The 15327-nt window shown below is 60.0% G+C and carries 19 protein-coding genes and 1 tRNA gene; 6 read left to right on the top strand and 14 right to left on the bottom strand.

Going from position 1 to position 15327, the window contains the following annotated elements; all coding sequences use genetic code 11:
* Positions 1-97 precede the first annotated feature (97 nt).
* Together ACIP0B_RS07785 and ACIP0B_RS07780 are read left to right on the top strand one after the other, a co-directional pair.
* Positions 98-171, top strand: a tRNA-Cys gene (locus ACIP0B_RS07785).
* A 214-nt stretch (positions 172-385) separates the two neighbouring features.
* Complete coding sequence (locus ACIP0B_RS07780; RefSeq protein WP_400830967.1) at positions 386-1303, top strand: hypothetical protein; 918 nt, start codon at positions 386-388, stop codon at positions 1301-1303.
* A gap of 18 nt (positions 1304-1321) precedes the next feature.
* On the opposite strand, the gene ACIP0B_RS07775 is transcribed toward ACIP0B_RS07780, so the two are convergent.
* The 12 genes from ACIP0B_RS07775 to ACIP0B_RS07720 form a co-directional block, all read right to left on the bottom strand.
* A complete protein-coding gene (locus tag ACIP0B_RS07775) occupies positions 1322-2398 on the bottom strand; it encodes a tyrosine-type recombinase/integrase (RefSeq protein WP_400830965.1) in 1077 nt (358 codons plus the stop codon).
* A gap of 2 nt (positions 2399-2400) precedes the next feature.
* Positions 2401-2637: a DUF4224 domain-containing protein gene (locus ACIP0B_RS07770; RefSeq protein ID WP_400830963.1), complete on the bottom strand. Its 237-nt coding sequence runs from the start codon at positions 2635-2637 to the stop codon at positions 2401-2403.
* Between the two features lie 159 nt (positions 2638-2796).
* A complete protein-coding gene (locus tag ACIP0B_RS07765; protein ID WP_400830961.1) occupies positions 2797-4875 on the bottom strand; it encodes a DNA cytosine methyltransferase in 2079 nt (692 codons plus the stop codon).
* Positions 4872-5414 (bottom strand): phosphohydrolase, encoded by a 543-nt coding sequence (locus ACIP0B_RS07760; protein ID WP_400830959.1) that lies wholly within the window; start codon positions 5412-5414, stop codon positions 4872-4874. The genes ACIP0B_RS07765 and ACIP0B_RS07760 overlap by 4 nt, the downstream gene beginning before the upstream one ends.
* A complete protein-coding gene (locus ACIP0B_RS07755) occupies positions 5411-6061 on the bottom strand; it encodes a hypothetical protein (RefSeq protein WP_400830958.1) in 651 nt (216 codons plus the stop codon). The genes ACIP0B_RS07760 and ACIP0B_RS07755 overlap by 4 nt, the downstream gene beginning before the upstream one ends.
* A 112-nt stretch (positions 6062-6173) precedes the next feature.
* Entirely contained in the window at positions 6174-6416 is a 243-nt protein-coding gene (locus tag ACIP0B_RS07750; RefSeq protein WP_400830956.1) for a pyocin activator PrtN family protein, read from the bottom strand.
* On the bottom strand, positions 6413-6796 hold the full coding sequence (locus ACIP0B_RS07745) for a hypothetical protein (protein WP_400830955.1): 384 nt from the start codon (positions 6794-6796) through the stop codon (positions 6413-6415). The genes ACIP0B_RS07750 and ACIP0B_RS07745 overlap by 4 nt, the downstream gene beginning before the upstream one ends.
* Positions 6793-7071, bottom strand: a complete 279-nt coding sequence (locus ACIP0B_RS07740) for a hypothetical protein (protein WP_400830953.1) — start codon at positions 7069-7071, stop codon at positions 6793-6795. Before ACIP0B_RS07740 ends, ACIP0B_RS07745 begins: the two co-directional genes overlap by 4 nt.
* 10 nt (positions 7072-7081) lie before the next feature.
* The gene (locus tag ACIP0B_RS07735) at positions 7082-7648 is read right to left on the bottom strand and encodes a deoxynucleotide monophosphate kinase (protein ID WP_400830952.1); all 567 of its coding nucleotides are present in this window, start codon (positions 7646-7648) and stop codon (positions 7082-7084) included.
* Positions 7645-7959, bottom strand: a complete 315-nt coding sequence (locus ACIP0B_RS07730; RefSeq protein ID WP_400830951.1) for a hypothetical protein — start codon at positions 7957-7959, stop codon at positions 7645-7647. The genes ACIP0B_RS07735 and ACIP0B_RS07730 overlap by 4 nt, the downstream gene beginning before the upstream one ends.
* Positions 7956-8153, bottom strand: a complete 198-nt coding sequence (locus tag ACIP0B_RS07725) for a hypothetical protein (protein WP_400830949.1) — start codon at positions 8151-8153, stop codon at positions 7956-7958. Before ACIP0B_RS07725 ends, ACIP0B_RS07730 begins: the two co-directional genes overlap by 4 nt.
* Positions 8154-8292: 139 nt before the next feature.
* On the bottom strand, positions 8293-9036 hold the full coding sequence (locus tag ACIP0B_RS07720) for an XRE family transcriptional regulator (protein WP_400830974.1): 744 nt from the start codon (positions 9034-9036) through the stop codon (positions 8293-8295).
* A 506-nt stretch (positions 9037-9542) separates the two neighbouring features.
* Between ACIP0B_RS07720 and ACIP0B_RS07715 the strand changes: the two genes are divergently transcribed.
* On the top strand, positions 9543-10025 hold the full coding sequence (locus ACIP0B_RS07715) for a phage regulatory CII family protein (RefSeq protein ID WP_400830948.1): 483 nt from the start codon (positions 9543-9545) through the stop codon (positions 10023-10025).
* A 41-nt stretch (positions 10026-10066) separates the two neighbouring features.
* Here ACIP0B_RS07715 and ACIP0B_RS07710 read toward each other — a convergent pair whose 3' ends face one another.
* Positions 10067-10705 (bottom strand): DUF4145 domain-containing protein, encoded by a 639-nt coding sequence (locus tag ACIP0B_RS07710; protein ID WP_400830946.1) that lies wholly within the window; start codon positions 10703-10705, stop codon positions 10067-10069.
* Between the two features lie 82 nt (positions 10706-10787).
* Between ACIP0B_RS07710 and ACIP0B_RS07705 the strand changes: the two genes are divergently transcribed.
* Both ACIP0B_RS07705 and ACIP0B_RS07700 read left to right on the top strand, forming a co-directional pair.
* Entirely contained in the window at positions 10788-13496 is a 2709-nt protein-coding gene (locus tag ACIP0B_RS07705; RefSeq protein ID WP_400830945.1) for a bifunctional DNA primase/polymerase, read from the top strand.
* A gap of 327 nt (positions 13497-13823) precedes the next feature.
* Entirely contained in the window at positions 13824-14318 is a 495-nt protein-coding gene (locus ACIP0B_RS07700; RefSeq protein ID WP_400830943.1) for a hypothetical protein, read from the top strand.
* A 221-nt stretch (positions 14319-14539) separates the two neighbouring features.
* Here ACIP0B_RS07700 and ACIP0B_RS07695 read toward each other — a convergent pair whose 3' ends face one another.
* Positions 14540-14836 (bottom strand): hypothetical protein, encoded by a 297-nt coding sequence (locus ACIP0B_RS07695; RefSeq protein WP_400830941.1) that lies wholly within the window; start codon positions 14834-14836, stop codon positions 14540-14542.
* A 135-nt stretch (positions 14837-14971) separates the two neighbouring features.
* Between ACIP0B_RS07695 and ACIP0B_RS07690 the strand changes: the two genes are divergently transcribed.
* Positions 14972-15316, top strand: coding sequence for a phage holin family protein (locus ACIP0B_RS07690; protein WP_400830940.1), 345 nt, complete (start codon positions 14972-14974; stop codon positions 15314-15316).
* Positions 15317-15327: the final 11 nt, after the last annotated feature.

The following is a 15327-nucleotide window of genomic DNA, read 5'->3' as shown; positions in this document are numbered from 1 at the left end:
ACGACCTTGCCAAGGTCGGGGTCGCGAGTTCGAGTCTCGTTTCCCGCTCCAATTTGTACACGTTTGTTGTTGTGCTACTAGACAGCAAATGTTTTGAGGCCGAGTAGCAAAATGGTTATGCAGTGGATTGCAAATCCACCTACGCCGGTTCGATTCCGACCTCGGCCTCCACATTAAAAACCCCGTAGATCAATGATCTACGGGGTTTTTTCTTGCTCGCGGAAAGTGAAGTGTTCCGCAACTTTCGACAGGTGTTCCGCAACTCAGCGAAGGAACCGCTTCAACGTGCTCGTCCTGTCCTCGCATTTTTCTGGATGTGCACTGCTGGCAATGCAGGCTGCAATCGCGCACTATCTGCGTCATCGGACGAATGGATGGGCTGCGGATGAAGCTGATAGATGAGGCGATCAACCTCCTGGGGGACGCTAATGCTCCGCTTGCAAATGCGTTTTTTAAAGCCCAGATCATTGCTCACAAACTCAAAGCAAAAGAGTTTGCTGAATGGGTGAAAAATGAAATCCAAGGCTACGGAGAGGATGTCCAAGTACCGGAATACCGCCAGGTGCGTTTGACTCCTTACGGCAATGTGCAAAGTATGACTTTGCGCTATAACAATCATCAGTTACCAACCGGCGGAATGCCTTCCGACTTACAAGACAGATTTCTTGTTTCGCATTTGAACCAAAGCATTGCTGTTATTGAGGAGTTCTCGAAAAGTGACGACGGCCTCATAGTTCCGTTAAATGCCGACTTGCATGGGTTCTTAAGGAAAGGTTTTACTGACGGTTTCTTAATTACTTCTGCATGGGGCAAGCCTCCAGCAGGGTGCTTCACGCAGATACTACATGAAGCGCGTTCAAGGTTGCTTTCGTTGTTGCTAGAGCTATCGGACGTAGTTCCGGATTCAGATGATGCAGGAGATCAGCTTGGTCTACCTGATGTAAATGAGGTAAATGGCTTGTTTAAGAATGTTGTTTTTGGTGATGGTGCTAATATAAGTCTTGCCATTGGTCAAGGTAGTCAAGCCTCCTATAACACGACATCTGTGGTAAAAAACGACCTTGAATCTTTGGTCGAAGAATTGGCCGCGAACAAAGTATCTGAAACTGACATAGCTGAGTTGAAAGCAGCTATGAAAGAAGACTCGGACAAACCGTCACAAAGCAAAGGTATTGGTTCATCGGTCCGTGCCTGGATAGGTTCTATGGTATCGAAGTCGGGAACCCCCGCATGGGAGGTTCCATTTCAAGTTGCTGCAGGGATACTCACAAATGCTATTTCCAAATTTTATGGCATTAGTTAAAGCGCGCCTGCGCTTCAGTCATTTGGTTGGCTTAACGATTTCCCCGACGCGCCGGTAAACCTTCTTCGTCATTTCCTCCGTGGAATGCCCGAGCAGTCGGCTTGCATCACCGATGTCCTCGATTTCACTGCCGGCCTTGGGCCGGATGTCCCTGAACTGGAATTTCCGGATCGTCACGGACAGCTCGGTGTCGCCGTCGGCTGCTGCCTTTATCGCAGCCTTGTCCCGGGCCTCGTCCCAGCGGTTGCGCAACATGTTGTAGCTCATACGCAGCCCGGCCTGGTTGGTGATCAGGATTGAGGTCTTGACGCCGGCCTGGGCGCGGCGATCCAGCAGACCGTTGATGAAGACGCACAGGTCGGTTTCGGTGGCGCCGTTGTACAGGCGGATCCGTAGTCGCTTTTCCGTCTTGCCCTGGCCGACGCGCAGGAACTCCTGGTTGATGTCGAGGGTGGACGCCCTCAATACGTCGGAGGGGCGCTGCCCGGTCAGGTACGCCAGATCCATTGCGTCCTTGAGTTCCTGCGGCGCCTGTTCGTAGACCGCATTCCAGATGATGTCGCCGGCGTAGTAGTCCCGTGGCGTCTCCTTGTTGCGGCGCAGGCCGAAACAGGGGTTCGCCTTGTCGGTCAGTCCCCACTCGCGGGCGAAGGTGAACATGGTCGAAAGCAGGGCAATTTCCCGGTTTGCGCGGACCTTGGCCGAGCGGGCGTCCCGATACTGCGCAATGACCTGGGGGGTGATGGCGTCGATCGGGGCCGGCTTGTCGGCGTCAAAAGCCTTGCGGAGCTGTTTCAGGCCCTTGGCGTAGTCGGACTGGGTGCCTGGCTTGAGGGTGGGCATCACCTTCTTTTCGTAGTCGTCAAAGAGCCGGCCCATTAGGTGGGCCGGTTTCGGGATCGCCTTGCGGTCGAGGCGGGCCCATTCGATTTTGGCTTCGTCCAGGTCGCCGCCCAGCGGGATCTCGACGCGGTTGCCGTCGGCGTCCCTGCCGTTGTAGTAGTAACCCGTCCAGATCGTTCCGCCTTTTCTTTGGCGGGTGCGCCTGATCATCCGCGGCGGCAGGTCCCGGTTAGCTGATTTCTTGTTTCGCATCGTCAGCTCACGTGTGCCAGGTCAAGCGTCCAGGTCTCGGCGACGGCATTGTTCGCCGTCGGCTTGACGCCGGCGAGCTTGAGCCGGGCATATACCCGGCCAACAACGGGCCGCTGGGCGGCGGTCAGCACGAACTCCCAGTGGTTGCGGGTCAACCACTGGCGCTGGCACGACGGGATCTTGTAGCCGGTGATGGTGGCCAGCTCTTCGTCAGTGAGGGTTTCACTCTGGAATTCCATGGTCTGCCTCCCGTCGTGCGATGCCTTCGGCCTGGCGCAGCCGGCTGCATTTATCGTGATTGCCATGCGCCCGGCTCCTGTTGCACTTGTCGCAGATGGTGACCAGGTCCAGGCGCTGCATCTGTCCTTTGCGGATCCGGGCTGTTCGGCGTAGGGGTGTCATGCAGCCTCCCGCAACCGTTCGGCTTGCCGCCACGGATCGTTAGCCCTTGCCAGTGCTGCCATGGGCGGCGGGCTGACGCTGTTGCCGCACATGTGCACCTGCTCGGTCTTGGTGAATGGCTTCCCGTCTGCGCCGCGGTCGATGATGTAGTCGGCGGGGAAGCCCTGGGCCTTGTACAGCTCGGTGGGCTGCAGCATTCGCAGGCAGATGTCCACGATCACGTACGGCGTGCCCTTGATGTGGACGGTCACCAGAGCCAAGCGGTCCTTGGTGGTGACAGTGGGGGCGGGCTCGCCGGCGCCGCTCACGTTCTCGGTGCCGTAGTAGCTGATCAGGAATGCCGCGACCCGCAGGGCGCCGGCCTCAACCTCTGGCGAGAGCTGGAGCTCGACCAGCGAGCTTTTGCCGCCACCGCCGGCGGTGATGGTTGGTGCAGGATCATCCACGGCCTGGCCGACGCTGGCGCCGAACTGGTGCTCCATGAAGGCGGTGACCAGACCGTGGTGGGTTCCGCTGGCGCTGATGGTGTGCAGCGGATTTGTGGCGTCCCGCGCATCGCAGTTGCCGCGCAGGTGCACCAGGTTCGCCGTCACCAGCTGCTGCTGGCTGCCGGTGTTGGTCACCGTGGTCATTGGGTCTTCCATGCTCTTAGCGACCGTGGTGTTGAAGCCGCCATTCATCTGGGCCATGAATAAAGTTGAAATGCCCATGGCGTGCGCGGCGCCGGCTGGTCGCTTGTAGTTGCCCCCGCTGGTGATTACCGGCAATGGTTCGGCGAGGGACTTGCCTTCATCCGTGAACCGGAATTTCACCAGGTGAGCAGATGCCACCGCCCGGTGGTTCTGGGTCATCAGCGTTCCGGCGGGCTGGTCGGCTGCTGCTGGCTTGCCGGCGTACTCTGGGCCGCCGGCGCCGACAAGCACCGGACTGATCAGCGTCAGCTCGCCGCGATTGGCGCAGGTCACAGTCGGCAGCGGTGCGTGCGGATCATTGATGCGATCGCTGCCCTGGTGAGTGGCAGGCGCGATGATCGGGCTGGCCATAGCGAACGAACCGCCGCGGGGCCAGGACGTAACGGTGCGAAGTGGCCCGTTTGCCGACTGCACGCTTTCCCCGGACCAGTTGGCTATCGGCACAATGAACGGGTCTGCCGCATCAATGACGAACTTCTTCATGCCCTTGGCGATGCGTCGCAGCGTGTCCTCGGCCAGCGGCGTGGGCCTGTCGAAGATGCTTTTCGTCGGCGCCGTCCAGTCGATGCACTCGGCGGCGGTGCGCCACTTCTTCTGCCCCTTGGCCGGGTTCTTGGCGTGCGTCGGCTCCGGCCACACGATCGGCTGGCCGTCGCAGCGGGCAATCATGAACAGGCGTTCGCGACTGGTCGGCGCGCCGTAGTCGCAGGCTTTCAGCACACGCCACTCCACGTCGTAGCCGAGGTGCTGAAGCTCGGCTACGAACACGGCCCAGGTCTGCCCGCGGCGCTTGGGATCCGGCACCAGAAACTGGTTGCTCACGGGGACGACTTCGCCCGGGGCCGCAACGCGGTTGACCATGCTCTTCGGCTTGCTGGGGTGGGGCACCCGTTCCAGGGTCATGACGCGCCCGGTTTCCTTGCAGCGCTTCGCGATCAGCGGCCCCCACTGGAGGATCTGCTTCACGTTCTCCAGGCTGATCACCCGGGGTTTCTTCTTGCCGGCCCACTTCAGGCCGATCCACGACAGGTTCCGGATCTCGCGCTTGCGCGGCTGGCCGCCGGCGGCCTGGCTGTGGTGCGTGCAGTCCGGCGACATGTGGAACCAGCCGACGGCTTTGCCTCCGCACTCGGTGTCCGGATCGCCGTCAAACACGTCGGTGGTGTAGTGCACGGCGCCGGGGTGGTTCGCCGTGTGCATGCTGATCGCGGCGGGGCTGTGGTTCTTTGCCTCGTTCACCAGCCGGCCCAGGCCGATCTCCAGCCCAGTGCCGGCGCCGCCGCCACCGCAGAAGAAGTCCACCACGATCTCTTCGTCTAGAGAGCTGAAACCGAGTGCGTACTGAGTCTTGAAGTCGAGGGGATGCTTCTTGAATGAGCTCATGCGTACGCCCTCCGGTGGGTGCTCTGCATCAGCTCCATCAGCTGCCCGAAGTACTGCAAGCCGGCCTCCCGGGCCGACAGGGGCCGGATGGGCTCGGGCATCGCAGGGATGCCGCGCAAGCATTCCCACTCTGCCGCCGGGTCGGGCATCAGGTCGCGGCGTTCGGTGGCCAGTGCGACCAGGTCGGCGCGCACCACGCTCTCGGGTAGCGTGGGGTCGAGGTTGAAGCGGTCGCAGATCGCTTTCCAGACCAGGGATTCCAAGACGCGATAGCCCGGCATGATCGTCTTGAGCGGTCGGGTCATGTCGCCCAGGTAGGCGCGGGGCGCGTCCATCAGCAGCGCGACCAGCTGGTGTTCGGCTGGAACAAGTCGTGCCACCAGCATGCTGTGCTGCGCGGCGCTGTAGTGTTCGCGACAGTGCCCGTTGAACCGGCACAGGTGCGCCAGTGCGTGGGCGATATCGTTGGGGGCGATCATCGCCGGCGTGGGGTTGGTCAGGTTGAACTGGCGGCCGGTGTGGGTAGTAATCCAGGTCATGCTGCGTCCTCCACTGACCGCTGGCCCACCTCGATGGCCTGGCGTTGGGTGTGGAGTTCGTAGGCTTCGCGCAGCGCGTCACGCAGGTGCGGATAGCCCGCGGTGTCTGCTTCGTGTGGGAAGCTGATGGAACTGCGCTCGGGCGTGGCGCCGAAGGTGCCTTGCTTGTCCAGCCACTCAATCAGCTGGGTGTCCAGCGGTTGGGCGTTGAGCTTGTTGGCCGTCTCCACGGTGTGGAAGACGCGGTAGGCCATGGCGCGTGAGACCTTGATGAGCTGTTCAGCCCGGACGCGGCTGGCCTCGGTGCCGGGCAGCGCCTGCCAGGTCTGGAGGGCGAGCGCCAGAAACTGGGTGATCTCGGTGAGGTCGCGATAATCGGCCGCGGTGAAGGGGGTGGCCTTGGTGTCCTGGATCTGCGCCCGGAGGTCGGCCAGTTGCTGGGCGACCTGTTTGCGCAGTTGGGTGAGGGTCGCAAGGTCGGTGTTCAGCGCGGTCAGGCGGCGAGTGTGCAGGCCGTTGCGTTCGCTCAGGCCGGCTTCGTAGCGGCGTGCCAGTGCGCGCAGGATGATCCTGCGAATGTAAAAGCCCATCAGCAGCAGGGCCGTAGCGGCGCCGCTCGCGATGATGATCAGGTCTTGTGCTTGCATGTGCTGTGCTCCAGTAGAGCCCGCCGCCGGGATTCTTGGTGAGAGGCCGGCGGTGGGGTGTTGCCACAAGGTTTGTGTTGTTTGTCCCTGAACGGCAGGGGCCACCGTCGATTCAGGCCGCTTGCTTCGGCGCCTGGGCGTCGAGGTACTCGGCCAGGTGATGCAGGTACACCACCGGTCTTGCCCGCGCCGAGTGATGCAGGCGGGTAACGGTCAGCTTGATGCGCCCGGCGTTGATCTCGCGCAGCAAGTAGCGGTCCGTGCGAATGTGGGTGAAGTAGTGTTCGCGCACGGCTGTCAGGGTCGGGCAGGGCGTGGCGAACTGACGGCGCAGTTGGTCGAGGGTTTCGCTCATGGCGAGTTCTCCCCGTTCCCCTTCGTTGGAAGCAACAACCGGAGGCGGATCAGTTCGGCCAAGCCTTCCTTGCTCTTCCCCATGCCGACGGCACAGACGTTGCCGGCGGCGTCCGCCACCACGGCGCCGAAGGGGTGTTCGGGCGAGTTGGTCGGGGTGACGTAGGCGGTCTGGCCTTCGTGGATCACGTTGTTGACGCAGCGGAACACGTCGGCCAGCTCCAGTACCCGCATCGGTACGCTGTCGAGCATCGCGGCGGATTCGTTGGCGGCGCCGAGTAGCAGGGCCAGGCTGGCAGTGCCCGGGCTTTCTAGATAGATCGGGGTCAGCCGGAGGGTGCCAAGCGCTTGCGAATGGGCGTTGAGGAAATTGCTGTTCATGCGGCGTCATCCTTGTTCGTGATGGTGATTCCCAGTTTCTTGGCCAGCCAGGTGACGCCGTCTTCCTTCACCATCACGACGGCGTAGTGCGCGGGCTTGCCGGTCGCGGGGTTCCAGCGGGTGCGGGGATCCGAGAACAGATAGCCGCGGTCGCGGTGGTGGCTCGCCAGGTCGCCGCTGCTATTCAGGATGCCCAGGTCGCGCAGCGTGGCGCGGAAGGCGCGAGGCTTGAGCCCGAGCAGCGCGGCGGTTTGATCAAGGGTGCGGTTCGTCATGGCGTGTCCCTCACTTGACCGCTGCGCGGGTGTGCAGGATGTCCACCACCGCATTGAGGTTTGCGAACAGTTCTTCAACGGTGCCGTTGTTGGGCAGCCACAAATCACCGGCGGCCTGTTCGACTCCGTTCTCACTGGGGTGGGGGTTCACACGGCTTGCACCCGTGCGGGTCAGGTGGATCACCACGCCGCCGCGATCACGGATGAAGTCGGCTTCGTTGTTGAACCGCAAATCACTTACTACGAAGCCTCGGGCCGTGTCGTGGGTGCGTGCCAGCAGGTCGAGGTTCTGCGCCGCGAGCAGCAGCCAGAGGTCCGGGTGCACGCAGTTACGGCCCCACTCGGTGCCCAAGGACTGCATCAGTTGTCGAGGCGAGCGCCCCAGCCACGGCAGGGGCTGTTCCTTCTGGTCGCCCTCGAAGTCGCACGGGCTCAGGTTGAAAATGTGCATCAGCCCGTCGCGCAGCGGATCCGCGAAGGCGTAGGACTGGAAGCCGTGATGGTTGACCAGGTGCTGTGCTGCAGTGTCTTTGCCCGAGCGGGCGCGTCCGGCGAGGCCGATCAGAAGAGGCGTCATTTTGTCGTCCCCATGTCGAGGTGGCTCTGTACCCAGGCCAACAGCTTCATGAGGTTCTGGCGTGCATCCTCTTCAGTTGGACGTGAGTAGCACAGGCTTGGGTTGAGTCCTGAAATGGTTGCCCACTTCATTGCGGCCGGCGGCGGGGCTTCTCCGGAGTCGTAGTTATGGGTGGATGGCCTAACCCGCACTTCAATCCATCCGACATGGGCGGCGAACTGGAAGTGCGCGTGCCATTTGCCTTGCGCGGTGACCAGCAGGCAGGTGGACAGGATCTGGATTGCCAATTCTTCGGCGGTGTGATTGCTCATGCCGCATCACCTCCGAACGGGCCCAGGTCGGTGGTGGCGACCGCTGCTTTCGCGGAGGCCAGGCGGGCACCGGGGGTGACGATGACCAGCAGTCCGGTGTGCTTCTGGATCGCTTCGACGGCGGCTGGGCTGGTGCACGCTGCGGGGTGGAGATACACCGGGCAGCGGGTGGTGCTGTGCTGTGTCGTTTGCATGGTTCGTACTCTTGGTGAGAGGGGTACGACACAAAGACTACAATCCTGTTTGTATTTTGGTCAACAGATCTCTTTGTATATTTTCGCAAAGGCAACAAAAAGCCCGCGCGCGGCGGGCTGTTATTGCGATTTTGTATAGTTATCTGAATACGGAGAACCAGAAAATCCGACCAAGGATGCTGATTTCTTCTTTTTTCAGTCGGTCGGGGGCGTATTCCTCATCAGGATACTCATCACGATTGAAGCTACGCATCCGGATTCCGCCCAGGGGAAGTCTGTACAGCATCTTGACTCGCAGGTGTCCGCCATGAACAACCGCATAGATGTCGCCGTCCTTGATTTTTTGCTTCCCGCGATCGATTCCAACAGTGGCACCATCCGGTAGCACCGGATCCATGCTGCTGCCCTCAATGATCATGCAAGCTACGTCTTGGGGGGCTACGCCGATCTCTGCGAGCGTGGCTTTGTCAAACTTGAACTTCTTCGAGGGTACTTCGTGAACGCCAGGTCGGCCTGGTTCGGCGTCTTGGTCGCCCTCGACTAGCAGTGGTGCGTGGAGCTCTGCGAGATACACACCGCTCACTTCGGCGATCTGCATTGCGGGGCTGGGTGAGTCTGTAACGTAGTGGGGTGTGGACGTACTACTAAGATCGGCGACTTCGTCCATGGAGATGCCTAAAGCCTGAGCGATTTGAATGGCAAAACGGGTGTTCTGTGTGCCGCCAGCCTCAAATGCAGCGTAGGTCTGCTGGCTAAAAGTTTCGTCGGGGCCAAGCAACTGTCGGACTCGTTCCGCCAGAGTTACTTGGCTTAGCTTTTGGGCTTTGCGCCGAGCCTTGAAGAGGCTAGCTAAGGGGGAGGGGACGCGTGCTGATTTAGTCATCACGGGATAATACAAATCCTTTTGTGCGCTTTCCAACACGATAATTGGTTGCGCAAATACAAATCTCTATGTATTTTGGTTTTGTATTTTCACCGTAGAGGCCCATATGCATCCTTCATCTGAGACGCGCGAAGCCTTGGTCGAGGCCGTAGAAATGGCGAAGGGCCAAGTGGGATTCGCTCACGCTATGTCGACCAAAGAACGAACCGTGTCACAGCAGATCGTTTCGTATTGGCTGAAGCGCGGTTTTTTGCCAGCAGAACTGGTTATGAGAGCAGAGTTGCTCACTGGGGTTTCAAGATTTCGTTTGCGCCCAGATGTTTTCTGCACGCCGGATGACCTGCGGGACTATCAGGCGGCCTAAAAAAGGGTGCCGGACTGGGGCCTCTCACCAAAGAATCCCCCAGCCCGGCTACGACGATACACAGCACATGCACATCGGTCGTGGTCGTAGGATAGGGCGAGTCCTATCCGATGGCTAGGCCGTAAACGGGGATTTTACGGTTATGAGTCGGACTGACCTTCTGCCGGGCGCTGGCCCGGTTCTTTCTTTGCGCGAAGCGCTATACCGCGCCGGTCGCGATCACCACGGCGGTATTACGGCCTTGGCGCACGCCATGTCCATGGACTACGACGAACTACAGAAGAAGCTGAAGCTGACCGAAGAGCGCCGCTGGCTGAGCCCTGACGAACTGGAAGGGGTGATTGAGCTGACGCAAAACCCGGCCCTGCTCGACGCTCTGGTGCGGCCGGCAGGCGCCGTCTGGTACAGGCCGACGCCTGTCCCGGCGACGTCTGAGGCGCTGAAGTCGGTTGGCAGGCTGCTGGAGCGAACAGGCGAGTTCGTGTCCAGCATGCATGCCGGCGCCGCTGATAACGTGTGGGAGCCGCACGAGGTCGCCTTGCTGAACAAATACGGGATCGACGTCATCCAGGCGGTGCTAGGCATCATGGCTGGAGCACGTCAGGCAATGGAGGGCCTAGAATGACACTCCACTGTACAACTCCTAAATATTCCGAGGTCAGAGCGTTAGTTTGGGTCAGGTGCTTGTCGGCGACTAGCTATGAGTGCAGGCAATGTATAAATGTAAGTCAAGAAGGCTTCCGTGAATATTACGATGTCTTCCGCATCATCTTTGGTAAAGTCTTCGTCGTCGTGGATCGCGGTGTTTCGGTCAACGCGAATTTCCTCCGCCCAATCGGCCATGGATGCGGTGATTTTTCCGTCGGTGGCAAGAGCTTTGAGGCGCTTTTCCAGTTTCCAAGCCTGATCCATTCCTTTCGTAGCGAGATCCAGAACCTTCCCGCAAAGCAGTACGGAAGTCTCAAAATTCTTTCTGTGAAAGTTGTCGAGAGCTTCCTCATAGATTCTTCCGATCTTGCCTGGAACATCGTTGGGCACTTCACGTTTCATTACTACAGGGTAATGCAAATGGTTGCGCTGAATGACACATCTTCGGTCGTCAAGATTGAAAATTGTTTCTTGTGCCCAGTTTGTACGTGCAAATTTAGTATCTGCATCTGCCCCAACAACTACTATCTCGTCGCAATGTGGGCAGCTGAGAGGAATTCGATAGGTGGCACCAGTGTAAATGTAGGTGTGCGATCGCATTCCAGATTTGCTGGTCTTGCAGTGCGGACAATCCAGCGTGGCAACGTACTCGGGCATTCTTTCTTCCTTGGAGCGAGAGATGTTGGAACGCCGATCATCAGTCGTTTTGTACGCAAATCGCAAGATGTGGCGGTGAGAAATGTTTGATTCACCTAAAGCTTCAATATGGGCAAAAAAATACGTCGAGGAATTCGGACTGGCATTGGTCCCCATTGAGCCCGGCGACAAGATCCCCAAGGGGATGGGCTGGAACAAGCCGGGCGGGTACATCACCGACGCCGCTGCGGCAGAAGCATTCTGGCAACGCAATCCAAATCACAACCTGGGCGTGGTGCTCGGGCCGAGTCGTGTCTGTTCGTTGGACGTCGATGATGTCCAGTGGACGCGACATGTGCTGTACGAGCTGCTGGGCCTCGACCTGGACGCTATGGCTGTGGTGTATCCGACGATCGTCGGCAACCCGCTGCGTTTCCGGGTGGTGTTCAAGCTGCCTGATGGCGTTGAGTTGGGCCGGCATTCACTGGCCTGGCCCAACGAGAAGGATCCGGATGGCTCGATCTGGAAGGCGCTGATGGCGAAGGCCAAGGCTGCGGCGAAGGCTGGGGACGCTGAAGGCGAGGCTGCGGCGAAGGCCGAGGCTGTGGTCTACCAGCGCATTACCGTGTTCGAGCTGCGGGCCGGCCTGGTGCAGGACGTGTTCCCGCCATCGATCCATCCGGGCACGGGCAAGCCGTACACGTGGCGGACACCGCCCAGCGCAGCGGGCGGCCTGCCGACGTTGACCAACGAGCTGTTGTCCATCTGGACGAACTGGGACATTTTCAAGCGAGATGCCGAAGCGGCTTGCCCGTGGGCGATCAAGCCGAAGCGTTCGCCGGGGAAGGTCATCAAGCGTGCGCCGGCCGCCGCGGGCAAGCAGCCTTCGGTGATCGACGAATTCAACCGTTGCCACGACGTTGAAGAGCTGCTGCGGGCCCATGGCTACATCAAGCGTGGCAGCAAGTGGCTTTACCCGCAAAGCAGCACCGGTTTGCCGGGGATCACCGTCAAGGACGGCAAGGTGTATTCGCATCATGGCGCCGACCCGTTGGCCAACGGTCATCAGAATGATGCGTTTGAGGTTTTCTGCCTGCTTGAGCATGCCGGCGACCAGTCGGGTGCGGTGAAGGCTGCGGCGCAGCTGCTGGGTATGCAGCGTTCAACCCGGCCCGATCCGCGTGATCTTCCCCCGACCCCATCGGGTGACATGCGCGAGGCCGGGCCCACGGGCGATGATTTGCCCGGCGAGGCCGCTCCGGATCCTGATGGGGGTGCGGGGGTGGTGGTTGAGGCTGAGGGGATGACTCTCGACCAGGTGCTGCGGCGCTATGCGCTGGTGGAGGGTACGACCCATGTCTGGGATCTCGACCAGTCCAGGATCATGAAGAAATCCGCGTTTGAGGCCCGGGTGGGTAAGCCGCTGGCCAAGCAGTGGCTTGAGGACACCGAGCGCCGAAAGTTGATTTCGCCCGACCATGTCGTAGAGATCGAGCAGGCCCGGCGCATGTCGAGCAAGAAGGGCGGGGCGTTCGGCATGGTGGCGACGGATCGCTATGTCTACATCGACGGGACAAAGGACGTGTGGGATCGGGAGAAGAAGCGCCGGGTTGCTGAAGGGGCCGTGAAAATGGCTTTGGGCGACACCTACGCACTTTGGTTGAACAGTCCGGAGCGGCGGGTGGTAGACGTGGATCACATCGTCTTCGACCCCACGATGACCAAAGACCCGAACATCTACATCAACACGTTCGATGGGTTGCCGCTAGAGCCGGTGCGCGATGATGATGCCTGCGCGAACCTGCGTTGGCTGATCTCGTTCCTGTGCAACCACGATGCCGACGCCGCCTGTTGGTTGACCCGCTGGCTCGCGTACCCGCTTCAACACCTGGGCGCGAAGATGGACACCGCCGTCCTGATGCACTCGATCATGGAGGGCTCGGGCAAAAGCTTGCTGTTCGCCGACGCGCTCGGGATGCTGTACGGGCAGTATGCCGCGACGGTGGGCCAGACCCAGCTGGAAAGCAACTTCAACGCCTGGCAAAGCCGAAAGCTCTGGGCAGTGTTCGAAGAGGTTGTGAGTCGGGATCAGCGTTACAACCAAGTGGGCAAAATCAAGCACCTGATCACCGGCAAAACGGTGCGCATGGAATCCAAGTTCATCAATGGCTGGGAAGAGTCCAACCACATGAATGCGGTGTTCCTCAGTAACGAGATCCTTCCTTGGCCCATCAGCGAAAGCGACCGCCGGATGCTGGTGATGTGGCCGGCCGAGACGCTGCCGCCAGACCGGCAGAAGGCGATCGGTCACGAGTTGAAGAACGGCGGCGTTGCCGCGTTGCACGCATGGTTGCTGTCCATCGACCTTGGTGACTTCGATCAGCGCACCCGCCCGCCAAAGACGGAGGCTCGGGAGCGTCTGGTGGCGTTGAGTCGGGCCGGGTGGCAGACGTTCTTGCACCTGTGGAAGTACGGCGAGCTGGGTCGCGATCTCTGGGGCGCGTGCCTCTCGACGGATCTCTATTCGCTGTTCCTGGAGTGGTGCCAGCGCAACAAGGAGCACTCGATGAGTCAAACCAAGTTCTCATTGTTCATCAGTTCCGAGGTGGACAAGACCCGGTCCATACCCTGGACGGAGGGCAACAGCCGGCGGTTCGGGGCGTTCTTCTTTCCTCAAGACTCCGATGCTTTCCCACCCCCATCGCTGAAGGCGGCAGAGCTAGGCGTGCGGGTCGACAAGTGGCGCGCCCAGGCACGCCTGGCGGGGTGGAACGTGGACAACTGGGAACACATCAAGGCGGCTGCAGCATGAATACGCACAAAAGTGTGTTGGGTGTGTTGGGTGTGTGTTGGGTTGGTTTTTGCGACCCGACACAGATTGGGGCCTTGAAATACGCGGCTTTGCGGGGAGTGTGTTGGGTGTGTTGGGTTTCGCTTCGCGCGCGCGCCTGCGAATACTTTTTTCGATATGAATCACGACCACAAAAAATTCCCCATGCGAGGACTGAGAAACCCGACAAACCCAACACACTCAACACAGGTTCAATCAAGCAACTGATTTCTTTGGGTTTTATCTGTGTTGGGTCTGTGTTGGGTTGCTGCTTTTTTGTGTCGGGTTCGGATTTTGGGGGATTGGGCGATGATCGATGAGGTCGAAGAACTCATGCAGCATTGGGGGAACCAGCTGAACCTGGTCGGGGATGGTGGTGGCGTTGGCTGGGGCAGTCCGATGGCAACGATCATGGAGTGGGGCGGCTCAGCTCCGCGCGGCACGCCAGGTTCCCGTGATCTGTCCATGGCGGCAGGAGCTGGTCCGGATCACGTGGCGCGAGAGGTGGCGGCGGCATTGGCGCAACTTGAGCGTCAGTCCGAGAAAGGCGCGCTGCTCGTGGCCCTGGCGCGGAACCGGTACTTGCCTCGGCCAGCATTGTCAGTGCGCTCCCAGTTGGCGTATCTGGGGCTTGCCGAAACGGGGGATCGGACGTACCGGAACTGGGTTCATGCCCTGCATCAGCAGGTGCTGGTGATACTGACCGTGCGAACGGCGCCGGGCCGGGCCCGCAATCGACGTTGCCGGTCGGCGGAAACTGGGCTGTTGCGTGCGTCCACGAGTGCGCGGGTGCGGACTTGGTGATGACCGTCCGTCCGGACGGGTTGGCTCAAAGCTGCGTCAAAGTGCGTCAAAGTAGCGTCGAACCAACCAACCGAAAATCACCCCTTTTCGGTTTTTCCGGAGGCAGGTAAAAAGTCCCCACGATATGCGATTTGCGTCTGGATCGCGGACTGAGCACGTGCTGTGCAGCTTCACCCGGTTCTCCCCGAGCCGGTCACCTAACCCCGCTTCGGCGGGGTTTTTCATGACCGGCTCATTTTGCTCAATAACTCTTCCCGCAGATGTTTTTTAAGTACGTAGGCCACTCCGAGCAGTACGAGTAAACCGATCGCAGCCAGATTCAGCGCTGCATATCGCACCCAAAACTCCATCTGACTGTTTGTAAATAGTAGGTAGATGCTGTGCATATGGCTTGTGGTCAGGACTATGAGGCCGAACCAGACCGCGCATACTTTGAAGTCCACTAGCCGTTCGCCGCTGATTGTGAAGTAACCAATTACAAGCGGGAGAAATAGTTGAGCTGCTTCGATTTTGGTCATTACGACACCGCGCTGGAGTTGAGTTGAATGGTGAGCTTAAAGCCGCCCTTGGGTGCCAACAAATCAAAATACAGACCATAAATTAACCCCAGTGCTAACTAATTATCGAATGTAAACATTGGTTTAGGAGGAGTAATGACGAGCGAACAGCAGGCGTTGGCAGAAATGCCTATCTGGTTGGTGATCGTCCTGGCTTTGGTCGGTGGCGTATCGGGTGAAATGTGGCGGGCAGACAAGGATGGCGCTCGGGGTTGGGCGTTGTTGCGCAGGCTCGCGCTTCGGTCCGGTGCCTGCATCGTCTGCGGGGTGTCGGCGATGATGCTCATGATCGCCGCCGGCATGACGATCTGGACGGCGGGCGCCCTCGGGTGCCTGACCGCGATGGCCGGTGCCGATGTGGCCATCGGGTTGTACGAGCGCTGGGCCGCCAAGCGGCTGGGCGTTGCCGAAGCCCCGCCGGTCGGGGGCGAGCAGGGTTGATGCACCGTTTT

This window comes from Pseudomonas sp. NPDC089534 (assembly GCF_044749305.1).
In the GTDB taxonomy this organism is placed as follows: domain Bacteria; phylum Pseudomonadota; class Gammaproteobacteria; order Pseudomonadales; family Pseudomonadaceae; genus Aquipseudomonas; species Aquipseudomonas ekonensis.
This window is presented reverse-complemented; position numbering and strand designations above follow the sequence as displayed.